Below are 17429 nucleotides of genomic sequence, written 5' to 3'. Positions count from 1 at the left end.
GCGGGCCAAACCAGAATTCATTCCCTCGCTTATGCCGTCGCGAAGCCGAATTGTCCAGCGATTCCACGACAGCCACGGGTCATTTCAAAGCCATCTTGAAGCCCAGATGCGAGGCCCTGAAGCCCAGCCTTTCGTAGAAACGGTGGGCATCCCTACGCAGGGCATTCGAGGTCAGCTGCACCAGCCGCATGCCGCGGCCTTTTGCCTCGGCAATGGCGAATTCGATCATCGCGGCACCGATCCCCTGCCCGCGCAGATCGGCCCGCGTCTGCACCGCCTCGATAATCATCGCCGAGGAGCCACGGCTGGTCAGCGACGTCGTCACCATCGTCTGGAACGTGCCAACCACCTCACCGCCGCGCTCTGCAACGTAAAGCATCTGGTCTGGCGAAGCTTCGATTGCGGCAAAGGCCCTGGCATAATCCGGGAAGGCTTCAGCTTCCGTGGTATCGCCATGACCGCCGAGCGCATCGGCGGCAAAGATTGCCACGAGCGCCGGCAGATCCTCTTTGCGCGCCTGACGAATGAGTATGTCGGGCAATTCCCCCGCCACGGCCTCAATGCCCTTCGAGCGGTTTTTCGAAGATCAGCGCGGGAATGCCGGATTGCCCGGCCCCACTGTTCTCGTTGCGGCCGACCTCGGTGAAGCCGTGCGTGAGATAGAAGGCGATCGCCGCTGCATTCTGCGGTTCGACTTCGAGACGCATGATCTCCGCATCCGGAAAACAGGTTTCGAGCTCGGCGAAGATATCGCGGCCGATACCTTGGCGCTGCAGCGCCGGCCTGACGTAGAGGAGATGCAGCATGACCGTCTTCGTCAATTGCTGCGACATTGCCGCATAACCCATGCCGCCAATATTGCGGCCGTCATCGGCAACGAGGAATTCGGCATCCTTTCGCGCCAGCCGCGCCTTCAGCGCCGCCGCCGCAAAGAGATGGGCGATGAGATCATCCACCTTGGCTGCGCCATGGAGGTCGTCATAGGTAGCATGAAAGCTCTCCGCCAGCAGGGCGCGCACCTTTTCCACGTCGCGTTCGCCGGCGGTGCGGACGAAGTACACCGCTTATTCCTCGATGCCGAGCTTCGCCTTGACGAGGGCCTGGACAGCCTGCGGATTGGCTTTGCCACCGGTCGCCTTCATTACCTGGCCGACGAACCATGCCGCCATGGTCGGCTTCGCCTTGACCTTTTCGACCTGATCGGGATTGGCGGCGATGATCTCGTCAACGGCCTTCTCGATCGCGCCGGTATCCGTCACCTGCTTCATGCCGCGCGTCTCGACGATCTCGGCGGGATCGCCGCCTTCGATGAGCACGATCTCGAAGAGATCCTTGGCGATCTTGCCGGAGATGGTTCCCGCCTTGATGAGATCGATGATGGCGCCGAGTTGGGCCGGCGAAACCGGCGTCTGCTCGATATCCTTGCCGGTGCGGTTCAAGGCGCCGAGCAGATCGTTGATCACCCAGTTTGCCGCCGTCTTGCCGTCACGGCCTGCGGCGACCGCTTCGAAATAATCGGCAATCGCCTTCTCGGAGACGAGCACCGAAGCGTCATAGATCGACAGGCCGAGCTCGCGCACGAAGCGCTCCTTCTTGTCGTCGGGCAGCTCGGGAAGATCGGCTTCGAGCGCCTTGATGAAGGCATCGTCGAATTCGAGCGGCAGCAGGTCTGGATCGGGGAAGTAACGATAGTCGTGCGCATCCTCCTTGGAGCGCATGGAGCGCGTCTCGCCTTTGTTCGGGTCGAAGAGGCGGGTCTCCTGATCGATCGTGCCGCCCTCCTCCAGAATGCCGATCTGGCGTCGGGCTTCATATTCGATCGCCTGGCCGATGAAGCGGATGGAGTTGACGTTCTTGATTTCGCAGCGCGTGCCGAAACCCTCGCCCGGACGGCGGACCGAGACGTTGACGTCGGCGCGCATCGAACCTTCGTCCATGTTGCCGTCGCAGGTGCCGAGATAACGCACGATCGAGCGCAGCTTGGTCATATAGGCCTTGGCCTCGTCGGACGAGCGCATGTCGGGCTTGGAGACGATCTCCATCAGCGCAACGCCGGAACGGTTCAGGTCGACATAGGACATGGTCGCATGCTGGTCATGCATCGACTTGCCGGCATCCTGTTCCAGATGCAGGCGCTCGATGCCGATCTCGATATCCTCGAACTGGCCCTGGCGGTCCGGCCCAAGCGAAATGACGATCTTACCCTCGCCGACGATCGGATCCTTGAACTGCGAGATCTGATAGCCTTGCGGCAGGTCGGGATAGAAATAGTTCTTGCGGTCGAAGACCGAGCGCTTGTTGATCTCGGCCTTCAGGCCGAGGCCGGTGCGCACCGCCTGCTTGACGCATTCCTCGTTGATGACGGGCAGCATGCCGGGCATCGCGGCGTCGACCAGCGAGACGTTCGAATTTTGCGGCTTGCCGAATTCCGTCGAGGCGCCGGAGAAGAGCTTCGAATTGGACAGCACCTGGGCATGGACTTCCATGCCGACGATGACTTCCCAGTCGCCGGTGGCGCCGGGGATGAAGCGTTTCGGATCAGGCGTGCGGACGTCGACAAGGGTCATCTGATACTCTTTGCAGGCTGTTCTTTTCCACTGGTGAGGTAACGGAAATGGCGTAGCGGTGCAAGGCTTTCCCTTGTGCAAGAGTTGCTGTCGGCGGCTTCTGTCTGGGGCGAGAGGCCGTCTGCACCACGGACGGCGACATCGGCATAAGCCGAGCGATCGACACGAATTCTGACCGCCCCAGTTGTCGATACCATAGTGATCTCTATCTTCAGTCCAAATGCGCTTGGATTTTGGCCATCGCGATAGGGAGGCGCTATTGAAGGGTTATCTGCCCTATCTGGTCGGGACGCTGGCAGGGTTGCTGCTCGCGCTCACCATTTCCGGCCTGTTGACGTTGCAGGGAACACCACAGCTCATGCTTTTCGCATTGCTGCCGGCCATCGGCGGGGCGATCGCTGAGCGCGTCTCCGAGCGTCGATCCGGTAAGTTTTAGAAGCGTCATGGCAAGGCTGAAAGAAATCGTCATCGACTGCGACAATCCCTGGCGAGTTGCTCGTTTCTGGGCGGCGGCGCTCGATGGCTACGAAGTGATGCCTTATGACGATGCCGAGCTGGCCCGCCTTGCCGCATTGGGGCTGACACGGGAAACGGATCCGACGGTGATGGTCGATGGTCCCGGAACACGCCTCTGCTTCCACCTTCGCCAGGGAGAGCGTACCGCCCGCAACCGTGTTCATCTCGATATCGCCGCTCCGGACCGGCAAAAAGAAGTGGAACGGCTCCTATCCCTCGGGGCGACATTCGTCCGCGACACGGATGCCTACAGCGTATTGAATGATCCCGAAGGCAACAATTTTTGCGTGACGTCCGAATAGCCCGCTATGAGCCGAGAACCACGCCCGGCGGCCGTAAGCAATCCTCCGCCTCCTGCAGCACCTTTCAAACGTCAGAATTCCTGCCCGTATCCGCCGCCATCGGAAACGAGCTGTTTTGTCAGTCCGACCGAGGGCACATCGCGATCGAGCTTCGGATTATAGGCGACCGAGAGCCAGTGGATGCTGTAGCCGTGTTTCCGGAAGAAGCCGATCGCCTCGCTATTGCCGGAATGGGTCTGCATCGCCGCCCTCTCGAAGCCCTGATCGGAGATTTCCTTTTCGATGCGGACGAGAAGCGCCGAACCAAGCCCCTGGCGGGTGAAGGCAGGATCGATCCAGAAATCTGAGATGGTTTCGTCCAATCGCTCGCGCGCCGCCCAGCCTGCGACCTGGCCGTTCTGCTCGACGACGGTGATGGTCAGCCAGTCGTTTTCCACGAAGTTCCGAAAGGCGTTGCGCGCTGCATCGATCATCGCGTCCGATTCGCCGATCGACGCCATCGCATTTTGCCAGGCCCTGAGCCCGATCTCGCTCAATAGCTCCGCTTCACCATCGCGGGCATTGCGAATGTGGATCAACGACACCTCCGCGTTACCCCTCAACTAGACCATTGAGTCGCGAAATTTACCAGTGGCTCCAAGGAGATGATGGCTGGAAATTGCGGTTTTCGACCGGTTTTAACCTGAGAGCACGCTCTTGACCGAATTTTCCCGGCTGAATAATAAAGCTTATCGAGGTGTTTTATGTTGAGCCTGCCTGAGACCCGGTAAAGGCCCTGCCCGCAAGTTTTCTTGCGCGCATGGGCCCGAAAAAAACGAAGCCCTGACGTTCGAATGAACGCCAGATCGTTTTTGTGCGCCCTGCCGGGCGCGATACCGGATCTCAACACATGGACATTTCTCGCACGGAGCAGCGCATCCTGCATCTCATGGCCCAAGGCGGCCGCATCGAAATTTCTCGCGACGACAACAGGAAGATCGAGGCAGTCAGTTGCTTCACCCGCGATGGCTGGCTCTATCCCGGCGTCGATCTCGATCTCTTCCGCAGGCTGAAGCAGCTGAGGGCCATCAAGTCCTCGAGCGGCCAACCCTACCGGATCACCGAAAAAGGATTGAGGCTGGTCAGGTCGCAACTAAATAGCAGGTAATCGGGCAACCCACCCTGACTATGCTCCAACCGGCGTAGTCAGGGTGTTAGCCTCCAGCCTTTGCAGAGAGTTCCGTCCGCATCGCCGACCACTCGTCGGCCATCGAGCCGGCGCCTCGTCTCTTTCCGGCGCGACGATACCAGTAATCGGCATTCCAGTCGTCGCCCTCGATGCGATGGCAGAGCGCGTGACCCCAGTCGAACGGCTGTTCACCTTCGTGACGCTGGCAGATTTCGTGTACCGCCTGCCAATCCGCGCCCATGGTGAACCCACCGGCAGCGAGGCGATCAGCTGCCTCGATCAATCGCGCAAGATCATTGTTCGGCATGAGGACCTCCCCGAAAAGCCTTCTTTCTATAACAGGCGCCGCCTCGAAATCCGAGACGTCACCTGCCTTCTCCAGTCGCGAAGTGAACCCCGAGATCCTTCAGATGCAGCATGACCGGGTTCTCGGCCATCGCATCTCGCCGTTTGCTGGGTCAGCTCCTGACATCCACCTCGTGCCACCACAAGCGGTCTCATTGCGACAGAAGCGACCGAAGCGCCATTTCCAGTCCCAGAATCAGGAGACAGACGAGAAATCCACGCCGAAAGACATCTTGACTGATCCCCATGCGGATCGCCTGCCCAGCCACCATGCCAACTAGGGCGGGGATGACGGCAAGCACCGACGTCGTCAGTGCGCTGATTGGCAGAGTCCCATGGGAGAGAAGGGCGATAGCAAGCGCAATGGTCGAAATGCTGAAGGATAGGCCCAATGCCTGAACCAGTTCGTCCCGCTCGAAACCGAGCGCCTGAAGATACGGAACGGCGGGAATGACGAATACGCCCGTAGCACCTGTCATGACGCCCGTTGCCAGCCCAACCAGAGGCGATGCCCAAGGCTGCCAATGGGAGGGCACGCGGTGCTGATGAGCAAGGAGCGTGTAGCCTGAGTAGAAGACCAGCGCGAGCCCGAGAGCCATTGTGGTGCGGCCGGCATTACCGCCTGCAAGCAGGGTGGAGCTGGCCAGCGTGCCAATGACGATCATCGCCATCATGGGCCACAGTCGCAGCAGAAGCGCTCCAAATCGTGGACCGGCAAGAAGCTGCCAAACATTCGTGACGAAGGATGGCGCGAGCAGCAGCGCGGCCGCCGTCAATGGATTAAGGAGCGCGCCGAGTGCACCCATGGCCACTGTGGGCAAGCCCATGCCCGTGACGCCTTTGACGAAACCGGCAACAAAGAAAATGACGGCGATTGTGACAGTGGTGAAATTGATCTGCTCCATGCTGCCACTTAGAGCAATACGACGCTTGGCCACAATCGGGAACTTCCATCGTTAGGCTTCGGTTTTCCCGAAGCCTGACTGTGTGTTATCTTTGCGCCATGCGCTTCGATCTTGCAGATTTACGTCTCTTTCTCGCCGTTGTGGAGGCTGGCAGCATCACGCATGGCGCTTCGGCGGCCAATCTTTCTTTGGCTGCGGCAAGCGAGCGACTCCGTGAGATGGAAGCATCCGGCGGCGTATCGCTTCTGGATCGCGGGCGGCGGGGCGTCAGCGCGACGCGGGCCGGAGAAGCCTTGGCGCATCATGCCCGTCTCGTTTTGCACCAGGTGGCAGCGATGCAGGCGGAATTGTCAGAGCATGCGCGGGGAGTCCGGGCCACGATCAGGCTCTTCGCCAATACGGCGGCAATGGCCGAATTCCTACCCGGCCGTCTTGGACCGTGGCTGGCGGCGCATCCCCGCATCGACGTCAATCTCTCCGAGCGACCGAGTTCCGAGATCGTCAAGGCAATAGCAGGCGGACTGGCGGAGATTGGGATCGTCTCCGACGCGATCGAGACTTCACCGCTGACAACATCGCCATTTGCGGTCGATCGACTCGTCGCCGTCATGTCGAGCACTCACCCCATGGCCAGGGAAAGGCGGATCGCCTTTTCTCAACTCCTCGGCGAAGACCAGATCGGCTTTGCAGGTGCTCTTCAGCAGCATGTCGATGACCACGCGGCGCGCGCGGGCCACAGGTTGCAGCCGCGCGTGCATCTCAGAACCTTTGAAGGCATTTGCAGGATGGCGGCGGATGGCGTGGGTTTCGGTATTGTTCCCGAAATCGCCGCGCGCCGCTGCCGTCGCACCATGCCGATCGCATTTGTCAGACTCACTGACGCCTGGGCGACGCGACGACTTCTGCTGTGCTCTCAAGCCGTTCAAGAACTCCAACCCATCACGCGTCAACTGTTCGAGCATCTGGCGCGAGGTCAACATGCACCGATTTTGCGGCCCGATACTGATCCCTAAAGGTACGAAGTTCCTTCACGGACATATCAACGAGCGGGACGTCCTCCTCATCGACAGCAAGTCTTATCAGCGTTAGCCAACAAGATCGTACCAGCCTCCGTCAGATCGACTGAATGATGGTTACGGACAACAGAGGGGTGCTGAGTTCCTGCTCGAAGGAACGAATATGAAAAAATGGCCTATTGAGCAAAAGAAGGCCGGGCGCCGACCGCCTCGTGATCGGCGCCTCTGTCTCTCGAATCGTTAAGTCGGTTACCACCACTTGGCGGGCGTAAACCGGCCGGCCGCCTGCTCGATGATATGGGCGGTCTTGAAGAGGGTTTCCTCATCAAAGGGCTTGCCGATCAGCTGCAGACCGAGCGGCAGACCCTTCTGGTCGAGGCCGGCCGGCACGGCGATGCCGGGCAGGCCCGCCATGTTGACCGTCACGGTGAAGATGTCGTTCAGATACATCTTCACCGGATCGGCGGCGAGGTTCTCATCGGCGACGCCGAATGCCGACGACGGTGTCGCCGGCGTCAAGATGGCGTCGACGCCGGCGTCGAAGGCGAGTTCGAAATCGCGCTTGATCAGCGTGCGGACCTTCTGGGCGCGGATATAATAGGCGTCGTAATAGCCGGCGGACAGCACATAGGTGCCGATCATGATGCGGCGCTTGACTTCCTTGCCGAAGCCCGCGGCACGTGTCTTCTCGTACATGTCGACGATATCCTTGCCGTCGACACGCAGGCCGTAGCGCACGCCGTCGTAACGGGCGAGGTTCGAGGATGCCTCGGCGGGAGCGACGATGTAATAGGCCGGAAGGGCGTATTTGGTGTGCGGCAGCGAGATGTCGACGATCTCGGCGCCGGCTTCCTTCAGCCAGGCGATGCCCTGGCGCCAGATGGCTTCGATCTCATCCGGCATGCCATCGACGCGGTATTCGTTGGGAATACCGATCTTCATGCCCTTCAGCGACTGGCCGATCGCGGCTTCATAATCCGGCACCGGCAGATCGACCGACGTGGTGTCCTTGGCATCGACGCTTGCCATCGACTTCAAAAGGATGGCGGCGTCGCGCACGTCGCGGGCGATCGGGCCCGCCTGATCGAGCGAGGACGCGAACGCGACGGTACCCCAGCGCGAGCAGCGGCCATAGGTCGGCTTGATGCCGACGGTGCCGGTGAAGGCTGCCGGCTGGCGGATCGAGCCGCCGGTATCGGTCGCGGTAGCGCCGGCGCAAAGATGAGCGGCGACGGCTGCGGCCGAGCCGCCGGAGGAACCACCGGGCACGAGCTGCTGGTTGGAACCCGCGGAGCGCCAGGGGTTGATGACCGCGCCGTAATACGACGTCTCGTTGGAGGAGCCCATGGCGAACTCGTCCATGTTAAGCTTGCCGAGCATGACGGCGCCGTCATCCCAGAGGTTCTGCGTCACGGTCGATTCATAACGGGGCTCGAAACCATCGAGAATGTGGCTGCAGGCCTGGGTGTGCACACCGACCGTAGCAAAGAGATCCTTGATACCGAGCGGGATGCCTTCGAGATCGCCTGCGTTGCCGGCGGCGATGCGCGCGTCGGAATTCTTCGCCATGACGCGGGCGAGATCCGGCGTGACCTTTATATAGGCATTCAGCTGACCATTGGCGGCATCGATCGCCGAGATATAGGCCTCGGTCAGTTCGGTCGCGGTGATTTCCTTGGCGCGTAGCTTCTGGCGGGCTTCGGCAATGGTCAGGCTGGTGAGTTCGCTCATCGTGTTTTCGCTTCAGATCTGGAAATGGCAACAGGGTCGGAAAGAGGCTTCGAAGCCTTATTCGACGACTTTCGGCACCAGGAAAAAATTATGATCGGTGACGGGCGCATTGGCGACGATATCGGCCGCCTTGCCGCCGTCGGTCACCTCATCGCTCCGCTTCTTCATCGCCATCGGGGTGACTGACGTCATCGCCTCGACGCCATCGACATTCACTTCGGAGAGTTGCTCGACGAAGCCAAGGATACCGTTCAGCTCGCCGACCATGCGATTTGCCTCATCCTCGGAGACGGCAATACGGGCAAGGCGGGCGACGCGCTTCACGGTGGCAAGATCGACGGACATGGCATTCTCCGGATAGGATTTTTCCTACCCGCTATAAAGGCCATGTCCGCCTTACGCAACGGGGTTTCGCTAGATCGACAGGCTCTCGGAGGGCTTGATCGCCTTCACATCCGTCTGCGATCCCTCCATGCCGGCAACGAATTTTTCGGCCGTCTGGTCGATGATCGGGAAGGTGCCATAGTGGCAGGGGATCGCGGTCTTGAAGTTGAAATAACGCCGGCAGGCAAGTGCCGCCACCGCGCCACCCATGGTGAAGCGGTCGCCGACCGGCACGAGGCCGATATCGGGCTGGTGCAATTCATTGATCAGCGCCATGTCGGAGAAGATGTCGGTATCGCCCATGGCAAGGATCGAGGCTTCGTCGTCGAAGTGCAGCATCAGGCCGTTGGCGTTGCCGAGCGCGTGCGAGACGCCGTCTTCGGTGATCTGGGCAGATGAGTGCAGCGCATTGGTGAAGGTCGCCGAGAAGCTGCCGAGCGCGATCGTGCCGCCGGTATTGCCCATCTCGATCTTGTCGACACCCTTGGAGCCGAGCCAGGCGGCGAGATCGGCATTGGCGAGAACGACGGCGCCGGTTTCCTTGGCAAGCGCCACGGTGTCGCCGACGTGATCGCCATGGCCATGGGTCAGCAGGATGTGGGTGACGCCTGCCGAAACATCCTTGATATCCTGGCCGGAAAAGGAGGCGTTATAGCTGAGGAACGGGTCGAGCAGGATCTTCGCCTTTGATGTCTCGATGCGGAAGGCGGAATGGCCGAGCCAGGTGATCTTCATGAAATGTCTCCTTTATTACGTGATGTAAAAACAGGTCCGAAAAGCGCTCACGCTTTTCAACATCATGCTCTAAGGACATATCTTATGCGGCCGCAAAGAAAAGCGGCGGCGACTTCAATTTCTTTTGACGGGATGACATGGCGATGACGGTGCTGACGATCGAGGAAATGGCCGAGACGCTTGCCCCGCGACAGGCGATTGCCGGCCTCGATCTCGGCACCAAGACGATCGGGCTGTCGATGTCCGATCTCGGGCGGCGCTTCGCCACGCCGCGCACGGTGATCCGGCGCGTCAAGTTCACCATCGATGCGCAGGCGCTGCTGGACTTTGCACAATCGGAAAAGGTCGCAGGCTTCATCATCGGCCTGCCGATGAATATGGACGGATCGGCGGGTCCGCGCGTACAGGCGACGCGCGCCTTCGTGCGCAACATGGAGCAGAAGACGGCGCTGCCCTTCGTCTATTGGGACGAGCGGCTTTCCACGGTCGCGGCCGAACGGACGCTGCTCGAAATGGACGTCTCGCGCGCCAAGCGGGCCGAACGGATCGATTCGGCCGCGGCAAGTTTCATCCTTCAGGGCGCGCTCGACAGGCTTTCCTTGCTGGCAAGGTCGGGAGACGAATTCAGCGCTTGACGCGCCGTCCACCAGGCGATGATCGACTTGCGCTTTCTGAAGCCGAGGATGGCAAAGACGACGAGGCTGTCGACCGCGATCGCGCGGGCCACGAGCGGTGGGATCGTCTCCGGCGGAATGCCGAGCGCCTTTCCGTAAAGCTCGAACGTCAGGTCATGGACCTGCCGCGACAGCATGAAGATGCCGAAATTCATGTCGTAATAGGAGAGCCAGTACCATCCGCCCAGAAAGACGATGGGGCCGGCCCAGAAGATCAGAAACCACTTCATGCGGCCTCTCCTCCATGCTTGCGCGCGACGGGCAGATCGAGGGAGACCAACCAGGTTGACAATGCCATGATGCAAAGCACCAGCGTCGGAATTGCAATATCCAGCGCCAGGACTGCGAAAAACATCATCGCCGTCACCAGAAACGCGGCTTTAGCGATCTTCGTTCCCATGGGCGTCAACTCGGGCACTCTCACTCATACCATCTCTGCTCACCGCCACACTGTCGGCTTAACCAGGCCCGCGCAACGTAAACCATTTGTTAAGGTTAACGCGAAACCCGCCCCCTGTGGATGAGCAGATCTCAACCGTAGACGCCGCGCACGATGCGCTTCAGCGCCGTCGCCGCCTTTTCCCAATCCTTGGATGTCTTCAGCGACAGGCCGGCGCACTGCCCGCCGGCTGCAGCAGCGAGCACGAGGTGCTGGATCGCCGCGATGACGACGGCGTTGACGGCTGCTGCATCCACGCCCTTCGGCGGCGCCAGCGAGCCGCGCATGCGCTCCAGCCAGAGAGCGAGCGCCTTCGAACGCGCTTCGGACAGCCGCCTCACCTGCTCGGTGTTTTCCGATATTTCCCAGGCGAGGATGCGGCGCATCAACGGATCATCTCTCAAGGCATCGAGAAGAAGAAGCGACAGCCGCTCCATCAGGTCGCCATAGGTGAGCAGGAACATGCCGCCGGTGTCTTCCGGAATGCGATCCTTCACCCATGTGCCGAGATCGGCGCCGATCGCTTCGACCAGGCCGTCGAGGCCGCCATAGTAGCGATAGATCAGCTGCTTGTCGCAGCCGGCGCGGCGGGCGACCGCGTTGATGCCGAAATTCTGGAAGCCTTGCTCGGCCAGCAGACCCTTGGCGGCGGCAAGGATGGCGCGTTCGGTGGCGCCGCGATCACGCACGCGCCGTTCCGGCTCGCCGGCGGCCTCCGGTAAGATCTCAAGATTAATCGCTTCGTTCAGCATGAATGCCCCTTCCCCGCTGTCACCAATCGGTGAGTAACGGGGAGATTTCAGGCAATCAATCCTATCCCCTTGGGAAGATTGTGGATATTCCATCCGGTCCAACGATTTGGCCTCGGACCGATTTGGAAAGCTGCACGCCAAACGGATCCGATCCGGTCAGAAATCTCGTCCTGGCAGTTGATCGCGATGGACGAACCCGGCATAGCTGCATTATGAACAAATCTAATAATCTCCGCTAAGGCCCTGCAATGGTGAACTATATCGAAGCCTCTTCCGCGCCGCCGAAGAATACCGGCGCCATCCGGCTTTATGACGCTGAAGCATTCGAGGGTATGCGCAGGGCATGCCAGCTGACCGCGCGCTGCCTCGATGCGCTTGCCGACATCGTCAAACCTGGCATGCTGACCGATGAGATCGACCGATTCGTCTTCGATTTCGGTCTGGAGCACGGCGCCTATCCGGCGACGCTGAACTATCGCGGCTATACCAAATCGACCTGCACCTCGATCAATCACGTCGTCTGCCATGGCATTCCGAACGACAAGCCGCTGCGCGAAGGCGATATCGTCAATATCGACGTTACCTTCGTGCTCGACGGCTGGCACGGCGATTCGAGCCGGATGTATCCTGTTGGCACGATCAAGCGCGCCGCCGAGCGCCTGCTCGAGGTCACCTATGAATCGCTGATGCGCGGCATATCAGCCGTCAGGCCGGGCACCCGAACCGGCGCGATCGGCGAGGCGATCCAGACCTATGCCGAGGCCGAGCGCTGTTCGGTGGTGCGCGATTTCTGCGGCCACGGTGTCGGCCGGCTGTTCCATGATTCGCCGAACATCCTGCATTACGGCCGCGCCAATGAGGGGCCGGAACTGCGCGAAGGCATGATCTTCACCATCGAGCCGATGATCAACCTCGGCCGACCGCATGTGAAGGTGCTGGCCGACGGCTGGACGGCGGTGACCCGCGACCGCTCGCTTTCGGCCCAGTACGAACATACGGTCGGCGTCACCTCCGATGGCTGCGAGATCTTCACGCTGTCGCCGGGCGGGCTCGACCGCCCGGGCCTGCCGTCGCACAACGGGTAACGATCCGATGGCGAAGGGACCTGTTGCGACATCTTCCGACGACGAGTTGCCTTTCCCAACGCAAGAGCCCATTGCCGCCGACGAACGCTCGTTCTTCGGCGGACGACCGCAAAAGCCGTCCGCGGCGAATGGCAGGACCGCCCTGCCCGCCTCGCTCGCCGCGCAAGAACATTATCATGGTCATCGCGAGCGGTTGCGTGACCGCTTCCGCGAACTGGGCGACACCGCGCTTGCCGACTACGAAATCCTCGAGCTCTTGCTTTTCCGGCTGATCCCGCGGCGTGATACCAAGCCGATCGCCAAGGCGCTGATCGAGCGATTCGGCTCGCTTTCCGGCGTCTTCGGTGCGCCAGCAGCGCTGCTGACGGAGGTGAAGGGCGTCGGCGAGGCCGTGGCGCTCGACCTGAAGCTGATCTCGACTGTGACCCATCGGACCCTGAAGAGCGAGCTCAGGAGCAAACAGGTCCTGTCCTCGTGGTCTTCGGTCATCCAGTATTGCCATGCCGCCATGGCGCACGAAACCCGCGAACAGTTTCGCATCCTCTTTCTCGACAAACGCAATGTGCTGATCGCCGATGAGGTGCAAGGGCGCGGCACGGTCGACCACACGCCGGTCTATCCGCGTGAGGTGGTGAAACGCGCGCTGGAGCTTTCGGCAACGGCGATGATCCTCGTCCACAACCACCCCTCCGGCGACCCGACACCGTCGCGCGCCGACATCGACATGACGAAGGTGATCATCGATGCCGCCAAGGCGCTCGATATCACCGTTCACGACCATGTCATCATCGGCAAGGACGGCCATGTCAGCCTGAAGGGGCTGAAGCTGATCTGAACAAAAGCCAGGACCGACCGCCGACGAGGTGCAAGGCCGCCGCACGTCGATCCTGCGGCGGCCCATCGGCGTGGGAAGACTGCGGAATGCTGGAGTTGACAGCAGTTGGTCGTGCGGGATTGTATGCAATCCTGCAACCACCATGTCTGAACAATGCCCGCCCGAAATACCGAGAAGATGAAGCTCTATGACGATCCGCAGCGGCAACACCGATCGATCGACCCGGCTCTGCCGCGACGTGCTCTGCCTCGATGATTTTGAAATGAAGGCGCGGCGACATCTGCCAAAGCCTCTGTTCGGTTATATCGCCGGCGCGACCGAGACCAATGCGTCGCTGCGGCATAACGCGGAAGCTTTCCAGGCCTATGCCTTCCGGCCTCGTGTCCTTCGGGACGTCTCGAAACGCAGCACCGAGACGAGCCTCTTCGGCAAGACCCATGCCGCACCATTCGGCATCGCGCCGATGGGTATCAGCGCGCTGATGGCCTATCGAGGTGACATCGTGCTCGCGCGGGGAGCGGAACAGTCGGGAATCCCGATGATTATAAGCGGTTCCTCACTTATCCCCTTGGAAGAGATCGCTGCGGTTTCGCCACAAGCGTGGTTTCAGGCCTATCTCCCCGGCGAACCCGATCGTATCGATGCTCTGATCGATCGCGTCGGCGCCGCCGGCTTGCGCACACTTCTGCTGACCGTGGACACAGCCACGCTGCCAAATCGGGAAAACAATGTAAGGGCCGGATTTTCGACGCCTTTGCGTCCAGGTCTGCGCCTGGCATGGCAGGGCATCTCGCACCCGCGTTGGACCACCGGCACATTCTTGCGCACGATCGTTCGGCACGGCATTCCGCATTTTGAAAATTCCTATGCCACAAGAGGCGCGCCGATCATCTCCTCGAACGTCACGCGCGATTTCGGCAGGCGCGACCACCTCAACTGGAATCATTTGGAGCGGATACGCAACAGGTGGTCCGGCAAACTTGTGGTCAAGGGGATCATGCATCCTGACGACGCGGCCCGGGCTGCCGACACCGGGGCGGATGGAGTGATCGTCTCCAACCATGGCGGCCGCCAGCTTGACGGCACCGCTTCACCGCTTCAGGTGCTTCCGGAGATTGCAGCACGTGTCGGAGACAGCGTTGCCGTCATGGTCGATGGCGGTTTCAGGCGTGCAACTGATATCATGAAGGCTCTCGCGCTCGGGGCCTGTTTCGTGTTCGTGGGCAGGCCGTTCCTTTATGCCGCAGCCGTCGCGGGGTTACCGGGCGTGCTTAAGGCGGCGGACATCCTGAAGACGGAACTGCACAGCAATATGGCGTTGCTCGGCGTTACCAAGGTCAGCGATATTTCCGCGGACTACATCACCCGCGCATGAAAACCGTCGCGCGCCGACATCATGGCGTAAAGCTGTTTCCCGAAGGGCTCACTTGCCCGAAAAAGCGCCCGTCAGGACCAATCAGGCGGCCGTAAAACAATCTGTAACATTGACCGGCTAACGATGGACGGGCGACATTTTGCGTCGCAAAATGATTCCTTTCCAATCCGGGGCTTGATGATGCTTCAGTACGATCTCGTTGTGGTGGGCAGCGGTCCCGCAGGGCGCCGCGGCGCCATCCAGGCTGCAAAACTCGGCAAGAAAGTGCTTGTTATCGAGCAGGGCAAACGCGTCGGCGGCGTGTCCGTGCATACCGGCACCATCCCCTCCAAAACGCTGCGCGAGACCGCGCTCAACCTCTCCGGCTGGCGCGAACGCGGTTTCTACGGCCGGTCTTACCGCGTCAAGGAAGAGATCAGCGCAGATGATTTGCGCCGCCGCCTGCTGATCACGCTGAACCACGAGGTCGAGGTGCTGGAACACCAGTTCGCCCGCAACCGCGTGCAGCACATTCGCGGCAAGGCGAGCTTCATCGATGCGTCGACGCTGCAGGTGATCAAGGATGACGGCGAGACCACGCAGGTCACCGCCGCCAGCGTACTGCTCGCCGTCGGCACAAAGCCGTTCCGTCCCGATTACATACCTTTCGACGGCAAGACTGTACTCGACAGCGACGAGTTGCTCGACATCCAGGAGTTGCCGCGATCGATGGTCGTCATCGGCGCCGGCGTCATCGGCATCGAATATGCGACGATCTTCAGCGCGCTCGACACGGCCGTCACCGTCATCGACCCGAAGGCGACGATGCTCGACTTCATCGACAAGGAAATCGTCGAGGACTTCACCTATCAGCTGCGCGACCGCAACATGAAGCTGCTGCTCGGCCAGAAGGCCGACAAGGTTGAGACGCTCGACAACGGCAAGGTCGAGCTGACGCTCGACAGTGGCCGGCGCCTGACGACCGACATGGTGCTTTTCGCCGCCGGCCGCATGGGGGCGACTGACGCGCTGAACCTTCCGGCCATCGGCCTCGAAGCCGATAGCCGCGGCCGTCTCAAGGTCAATCCGGAGACGTTCCAGACATCGGTTGCCAACGTCTACGCCGCCGGCGACGTCGTCGGCTTTCCGAGCCTTGCCTCGACCTCGATGGAACAGGGCCGCATCGCCGCCCGCGTCGCGATCGGCGCGGTCGCCAAGGAGCCGCCGAAATATTTCCCCTACGGCATCTATGCCGTGCCGGAGATTTCGACCTGCGGCCTGACCGAAGAGGAGATGAAGGAGCGCGGTATTCCCTATGAGTGCGGCATCGCCCGGTTCCGCGAAACCTCGCGCGGTCATATCATGGGCCTCGACACCGGCCTTTTGAAGCTGATCTTCTCGCTGAAGACTCGCCGTCTGCTCGGCGTGCATATCGTCGGCGAAGGCGCCACCGAGCTGGTCCATATCGGCCAGGCGGTGCTCAATCTCAAAGGGACGGTCGAATATTTCGTCGAAAACACCTTCAACTATCCGACGCTTGCCGAAGCCTACAAGATCGCCGGCCTCGATGCCTGGAACCGGATGGGCGACATCAAGTCGGAACTCTAAAGCTCGCCGTGTAGACAGCAGATCCGGCCGCCAAACGGAGCCGAACGACATTGCGCATCATTTCGCTGAACGCGTGGGGCGGCAGGCTGCATGAGGCCCTGATCGGCTATGTCAGGCAGGCAGATCCGGATGTGCTGTGCCTGCAGGAGGTGCTGCGGGCGCCAGGTACGGGCTGCGGATGGTCGATCTATCGGGATGCAGGGCTGGAGCTGCCACAGCGCTTCAATCTATTCACGGAGGTCAGCGCCGCCCTGCCCGGCCATGACGGCTTCTTCTGCCCGACATCGAGAGGCGAGCTGTTCGACGGCGATACCGCCATTGCCGCCGAATTCGGGCTGGCTACCTTCGTGCGCAAGACCCATTCCGTCATTGCCCAGGGGCTGGACTTCGTGCATGGCCATTTTTCCGCTGATGGCTGGGGCGACCATCCCCGGCCGCGAAACGCCCATTGCATCCGCCTCTTCAGCCATGAGCACGCTTCGACCGTGACCATCGCCCACATGCATGGCCTGCGCGATCCCGCAGGCAAGGATGACACGGCGGCGCGCGAGGAGCAGGCCGCAGCGCTGGTCGGGCTGATCGAGCGCGTCTGGCCCGGTGACGAAGGGCTCGTCGTCTGCGGCGATTTCAATGTGTTGCCCGACAGCGCGACCTTCACCATGCTCGCCAGACTCGGGCTTTCCGATCTCGTCACCGGAAACGGCCTTGTAGACACGCGAACCTCCTACTATCTGAAGCAGGGCCGCTTTGCCGACTACATGCTGGTTACACCGCCGGTGAAGGTTGCCAAATTCGAGGTGGTCGAGGCGCCTGAGGTCTCCGACCACCGCGCATTGCTGCTGGATATCGGGTAGTATATTAAGGAATGACAAGTTTCGCGAAGCGTTTGCGCGCCGTGCCTTTTTTTACGCCTTAGTTTGACCGCCTAAATCGCATTGATACGCCGTGCCTGATAGATGCCTTCAAATCCATTTTGCCTTCGGGCAAAAGCTTCTAAAGAAAGATAGATACTC

22 protein-coding genes are annotated in these 17429 nt (G+C 60.8%); 10 read left to right on the top strand and 12 right to left on the bottom strand.

All coding sequences use genetic code 11. The annotated features are described in order from the left end of the window. Positions 1 to 79 precede the first annotated feature (79 nt). The 3 genes from EEQ99_RS24330 to gatB are packed head-to-tail and all read right to left on the bottom strand — an operon-like array spanning position 80 to position 2567. Positions 80 to 553 (bottom strand): GNAT family N-acetyltransferase, encoded by a 474-nt coding sequence (locus EEQ99_RS24330; RefSeq protein ID WP_063475479.1) that lies wholly within the window; start codon positions 551 to 553, stop codon positions 80 to 82. A gap of 4 nt (positions 554 to 557) precedes the next feature. Further along, positions 558 to 1061, bottom strand: coding sequence for a GNAT family N-acetyltransferase (locus tag EEQ99_RS24325; protein WP_047614841.1), 504 nt, complete (start codon positions 1059 to 1061; stop codon positions 558 to 560). Positions 1062 to 1064: 3 nt separating this feature from the next. Next, the gene (gatB, locus tag EEQ99_RS24320) at positions 1065 to 2567 is read right to left on the bottom strand and encodes an Asp-tRNA(Asn)/Glu-tRNA(Gln) amidotransferase subunit GatB (RefSeq protein ID WP_063475478.1); all 1503 of its coding nucleotides are present in this window, start codon (positions 2565 to 2567) and stop codon (positions 1065 to 1067) included. A gap of 259 nt (positions 2568 to 2826) precedes the next feature. On the opposite strand from gatB, the gene EEQ99_RS34740 reads away from it, so the two are divergent. Together EEQ99_RS34740 and EEQ99_RS24315 are read left to right on the top strand one after the other, a co-directional pair. Continuing rightward, positions 2827 to 3003 carry a hypothetical protein gene (locus EEQ99_RS34740; protein ID WP_164735965.1) on the top strand — a complete coding sequence of 59 codons (177 nt, stop codon included), beginning with the start codon at positions 2827 to 2829 and terminating at the stop codon, positions 3001 to 3003. Between the two features lie 7 nt (positions 3004 to 3010). Further along, on the top strand, positions 3011 to 3385 hold the full coding sequence (locus EEQ99_RS24315; protein ID WP_063475477.1) for a VOC family protein: 375 nt from the start codon (positions 3011 to 3013) through the stop codon (positions 3383 to 3385). A 71-nt stretch (positions 3386 to 3456) separates the two neighbouring features. Here EEQ99_RS24315 and EEQ99_RS24310 read toward each other — a convergent pair whose 3' ends face one another. After that, a complete protein-coding gene (locus EEQ99_RS24310) occupies positions 3457 to 3963 on the bottom strand; it encodes a GNAT family N-acetyltransferase (protein ID WP_063475476.1) in 507 nt (168 codons plus the stop codon). A 311-nt stretch (positions 3964 to 4274) separates the two neighbouring features. Between EEQ99_RS24310 and EEQ99_RS24305 the strand changes: the two genes are divergently transcribed. Next, positions 4275 to 4532 (top strand): YjhX family toxin, encoded by a 258-nt coding sequence (locus tag EEQ99_RS24305; protein ID WP_127431216.1) that lies wholly within the window; start codon positions 4275 to 4277, stop codon positions 4530 to 4532. A gap of 46 nt (positions 4533 to 4578) precedes the next feature. Here the strand turns inward: EEQ99_RS24305 and EEQ99_RS24300 are convergent, their stop codons facing one another. Next, positions 4579 to 4860, bottom strand: a complete 282-nt coding sequence (locus EEQ99_RS24300) for a hypothetical protein (RefSeq protein WP_047614833.1) — start codon at positions 4858 to 4860, stop codon at positions 4579 to 4581. A gap of 190 nt (positions 4861 to 5050) precedes the next feature. Continuing rightward, positions 5051 to 5803, bottom strand: a complete 753-nt coding sequence (locus EEQ99_RS24295; RefSeq protein WP_127431220.1) for a sulfite exporter TauE/SafE family protein — start codon at positions 5801 to 5803, stop codon at positions 5051 to 5053. A gap of 98 nt (positions 5804 to 5901) precedes the next feature. Here EEQ99_RS24295 and EEQ99_RS24290 point away from each other — a divergent pair, with 98 nt between their 5' ends. Continuing rightward, positions 5902 to 6816, top strand: coding sequence for a LysR family transcriptional regulator (locus EEQ99_RS24290; protein ID WP_097594603.1), 915 nt, complete (start codon positions 5902 to 5904; stop codon positions 6814 to 6816). Between the two features lie 252 nt (positions 6817 to 7068). Here the strand turns inward: EEQ99_RS24290 and gatA are convergent, their stop codons facing one another. From gatA to EEQ99_RS24275, 3 genes are all read right to left on the bottom strand, one after another. Then, the gene (gene gatA, locus EEQ99_RS24285; RefSeq protein WP_127431215.1) at positions 7069 to 8550 is read right to left on the bottom strand and encodes an Asp-tRNA(Asn)/Glu-tRNA(Gln) amidotransferase subunit GatA; all 1482 of its coding nucleotides are present in this window, start codon (positions 8548 to 8550) and stop codon (positions 7069 to 7071) included. 57 nt (positions 8551 to 8607) lie between these two features. Then, positions 8608 to 8895: an Asp-tRNA(Asn)/Glu-tRNA(Gln) amidotransferase subunit GatC gene (gatC, locus tag EEQ99_RS24280; protein WP_047614828.1), complete on the bottom strand. Its 288-nt coding sequence runs from the start codon at positions 8893 to 8895 to the stop codon at positions 8608 to 8610. A 69-nt stretch (positions 8896 to 8964) separates the two neighbouring features. Continuing rightward, positions 8965 to 9669, bottom strand: a complete 705-nt coding sequence (locus EEQ99_RS24275; RefSeq protein WP_063475472.1) for a metal-dependent hydrolase — start codon at positions 9667 to 9669, stop codon at positions 8965 to 8967. A 143-nt stretch (positions 9670 to 9812) separates the two neighbouring features. Between EEQ99_RS24275 and ruvX the strand changes: the two genes are divergently transcribed. Next, complete coding sequence (gene ruvX, locus EEQ99_RS24270) at positions 9813 to 10304, top strand: Holliday junction resolvase RuvX (protein WP_063475658.1); 492 nt, start codon at positions 9813 to 9815, stop codon at positions 10302 to 10304. Here ruvX and EEQ99_RS24265 read toward each other — a convergent pair. The 3 genes from EEQ99_RS24265 to EEQ99_RS24260 all read right to left on the bottom strand — a co-directional run bounded on the left by EEQ99_RS24265 (position 10244) and on the right by EEQ99_RS24260 (position 11534). Further along, complete coding sequence (locus EEQ99_RS24265; RefSeq protein ID WP_063475471.1) at positions 10244 to 10573, bottom strand: DUF6105 family protein; 330 nt, start codon at positions 10571 to 10573, stop codon at positions 10244 to 10246. The genes ruvX and EEQ99_RS24265 overlap by 61 nt on opposite strands. After that, positions 10570 to 10743, bottom strand: a complete 174-nt coding sequence (locus tag EEQ99_RS34735; protein ID WP_003539039.1) for a hypothetical protein — start codon at positions 10741 to 10743, stop codon at positions 10570 to 10572. The genes EEQ99_RS24265 and EEQ99_RS34735 overlap by 4 nt, the downstream gene beginning before the upstream one ends. Before the next feature lie 131 nt (positions 10744 to 10874). After that, positions 10875 to 11534, bottom strand: coding sequence for a TetR/AcrR family transcriptional regulator (locus tag EEQ99_RS24260; protein WP_097543902.1), 660 nt, complete (start codon positions 11532 to 11534; stop codon positions 10875 to 10877). A 248-nt stretch (positions 11535 to 11782) separates the two neighbouring features. On the opposite strand from EEQ99_RS24260, the gene map reads away from it, so the two are divergent. The 5 genes from map to EEQ99_RS24235 all read left to right on the top strand — a co-directional run bounded on the left by map (position 11783) and on the right by EEQ99_RS24235 (position 17270). Beyond that, the gene (map, locus tag EEQ99_RS24255) at positions 11783 to 12619 is read left to right on the top strand and encodes a type I methionyl aminopeptidase (RefSeq protein WP_097543901.1); all 837 of its coding nucleotides are present in this window, start codon (positions 11783 to 11785) and stop codon (positions 12617 to 12619) included. Between the two features lie 7 nt (positions 12620 to 12626). Beyond that, on the top strand, positions 12627 to 13454 hold the full coding sequence (gene radC, locus EEQ99_RS24250; RefSeq protein ID WP_063475468.1) for a RadC family protein: 828 nt from the start codon (positions 12627 to 12629) through the stop codon (positions 13452 to 13454). 187 nt (positions 13455 to 13641) lie between these two features. Next, positions 13642 to 14829, top strand: a complete 1188-nt coding sequence (locus tag EEQ99_RS24245; protein WP_097543849.1) for an alpha-hydroxy acid oxidase — start codon at positions 13642 to 13644, stop codon at positions 14827 to 14829. A 180-nt stretch (positions 14830 to 15009) separates the two neighbouring features. Next, positions 15010 to 16416: a Si-specific NAD(P)(+) transhydrogenase gene (gene sthA, locus EEQ99_RS24240; protein ID WP_047615374.1), complete on the top strand. Its 1407-nt coding sequence runs from the start codon at positions 15010 to 15012 to the stop codon at positions 16414 to 16416. 50 nt (positions 16417 to 16466) lie between these two features. Further along, positions 16467 to 17270, top strand: a complete 804-nt coding sequence (locus EEQ99_RS24235) for an endonuclease/exonuclease/phosphatase family protein (protein ID WP_097543848.1) — start codon at positions 16467 to 16469, stop codon at positions 17268 to 17270. Positions 17271 to 17429 lie beyond the last annotated feature (159 nt).

The sequence above is a fragment of the Rhizobium anhuiense genome (genome assembly GCF_003985145.1).
Taxonomy (GTDB): Bacteria; Pseudomonadota; Alphaproteobacteria; order Rhizobiales; family Rhizobiaceae; genus Rhizobium; species Rhizobium anhuiense.
The sequence above is the reverse complement of the archived record's forward strand: the minus strand, read 5'-3'. Positions and strand labels throughout refer to the sequence as shown.

What these genes read in the sequence shown, in the direction of transcription:
- gatB (WP_063475478.1), bottom strand. Translation starts at nt 2,567, where the DNA reads ATGACCCTTGTCGACGTCCGCACGCCTGATCCGAAACGCTTCATCCCC.
- EEQ99_RS24315 (WP_063475477.1), top strand. Translation starts at nt 3,011, where the DNA reads ATGGCAAGGCTGAAAGAAATCGTCATCGACTGCGACAATCCCTGGCGA.
- EEQ99_RS24305 (WP_127431216.1), top strand. Translation starts at nt 4,275, where the DNA reads ATGGACATTTCTCGCACGGAGCAGCGCATCCTGCATCTCATGGCCCAA.
- EEQ99_RS24300 (WP_047614833.1), bottom strand. Translation starts at nt 4,860, where the DNA reads ATGCCGAACAATGATCTTGCGCGATTGATCGAGGCAGCTGATCGCCTC.
- EEQ99_RS24295 (WP_127431220.1), bottom strand. Translation starts at nt 5,803, where the DNA reads ATGGAGCAGATCAATTTCACCACTGTCACAATCGCCGTCATTTTCTTT.
- EEQ99_RS24290 (WP_097594603.1), top strand. Translation starts at nt 5,902, where the DNA reads ATGCGCTTCGATCTTGCAGATTTACGTCTCTTTCTCGCCGTTGTGGAG.
- gatA (WP_127431215.1), bottom strand. Translation starts at nt 8,550, where the DNA reads ATGAGCGAACTCACCAGCCTGACCATTGCCGAAGCCCGCCAGAAGCTA.
- gatC (WP_047614828.1), bottom strand. Translation starts at nt 8,895, where the DNA reads ATGTCCGTCGATCTTGCCACCGTGAAGCGCGTCGCCCGCCTTGCCCGT.
- EEQ99_RS24275 (WP_063475472.1), bottom strand. Translation starts at nt 9,669, where the DNA reads ATGAAGATCACCTGGCTCGGCCATTCCGCCTTCCGCATCGAGACATCA.
- ruvX (WP_063475658.1), top strand. Translation starts at nt 9,813, where the DNA reads ATGACGGTGCTGACGATCGAGGAAATGGCCGAGACGCTTGCCCCGCGA.
- EEQ99_RS24265 (WP_063475471.1), bottom strand. Translation starts at nt 10,573, where the DNA reads ATGAAGTGGTTTCTGATCTTCTGGGCCGGCCCCATCGTCTTTCTGGGC.
- EEQ99_RS34735 (WP_003539039.1), bottom strand. Translation starts at nt 10,743, where the DNA reads ATGGGAACGAAGATCGCTAAAGCCGCGTTTCTGGTGACGGCGATGATG.
- EEQ99_RS24260 (WP_097543902.1), bottom strand. Translation starts at nt 11,534, where the DNA reads ATGCTGAACGAAGCGATTAATCTTGAGATCTTACCGGAGGCCGCCGGC.
- map (WP_097543901.1), top strand. Translation starts at nt 11,783, where the DNA reads ATGGTGAACTATATCGAAGCCTCTTCCGCGCCGCCGAAGAATACCGGC.
- radC (WP_063475468.1), top strand. Translation starts at nt 12,627, where the DNA reads ATGGCGAAGGGACCTGTTGCGACATCTTCCGACGACGAGTTGCCTTTC.
- EEQ99_RS24245 (WP_097543849.1), top strand. Translation starts at nt 13,642, where the DNA reads ATGACGATCCGCAGCGGCAACACCGATCGATCGACCCGGCTCTGCCGC.
- sthA (WP_047615374.1), top strand. Translation starts at nt 15,010, where the DNA reads ATGCTTCAGTACGATCTCGTTGTGGTGGGCAGCGGTCCCGCAGGGCGC.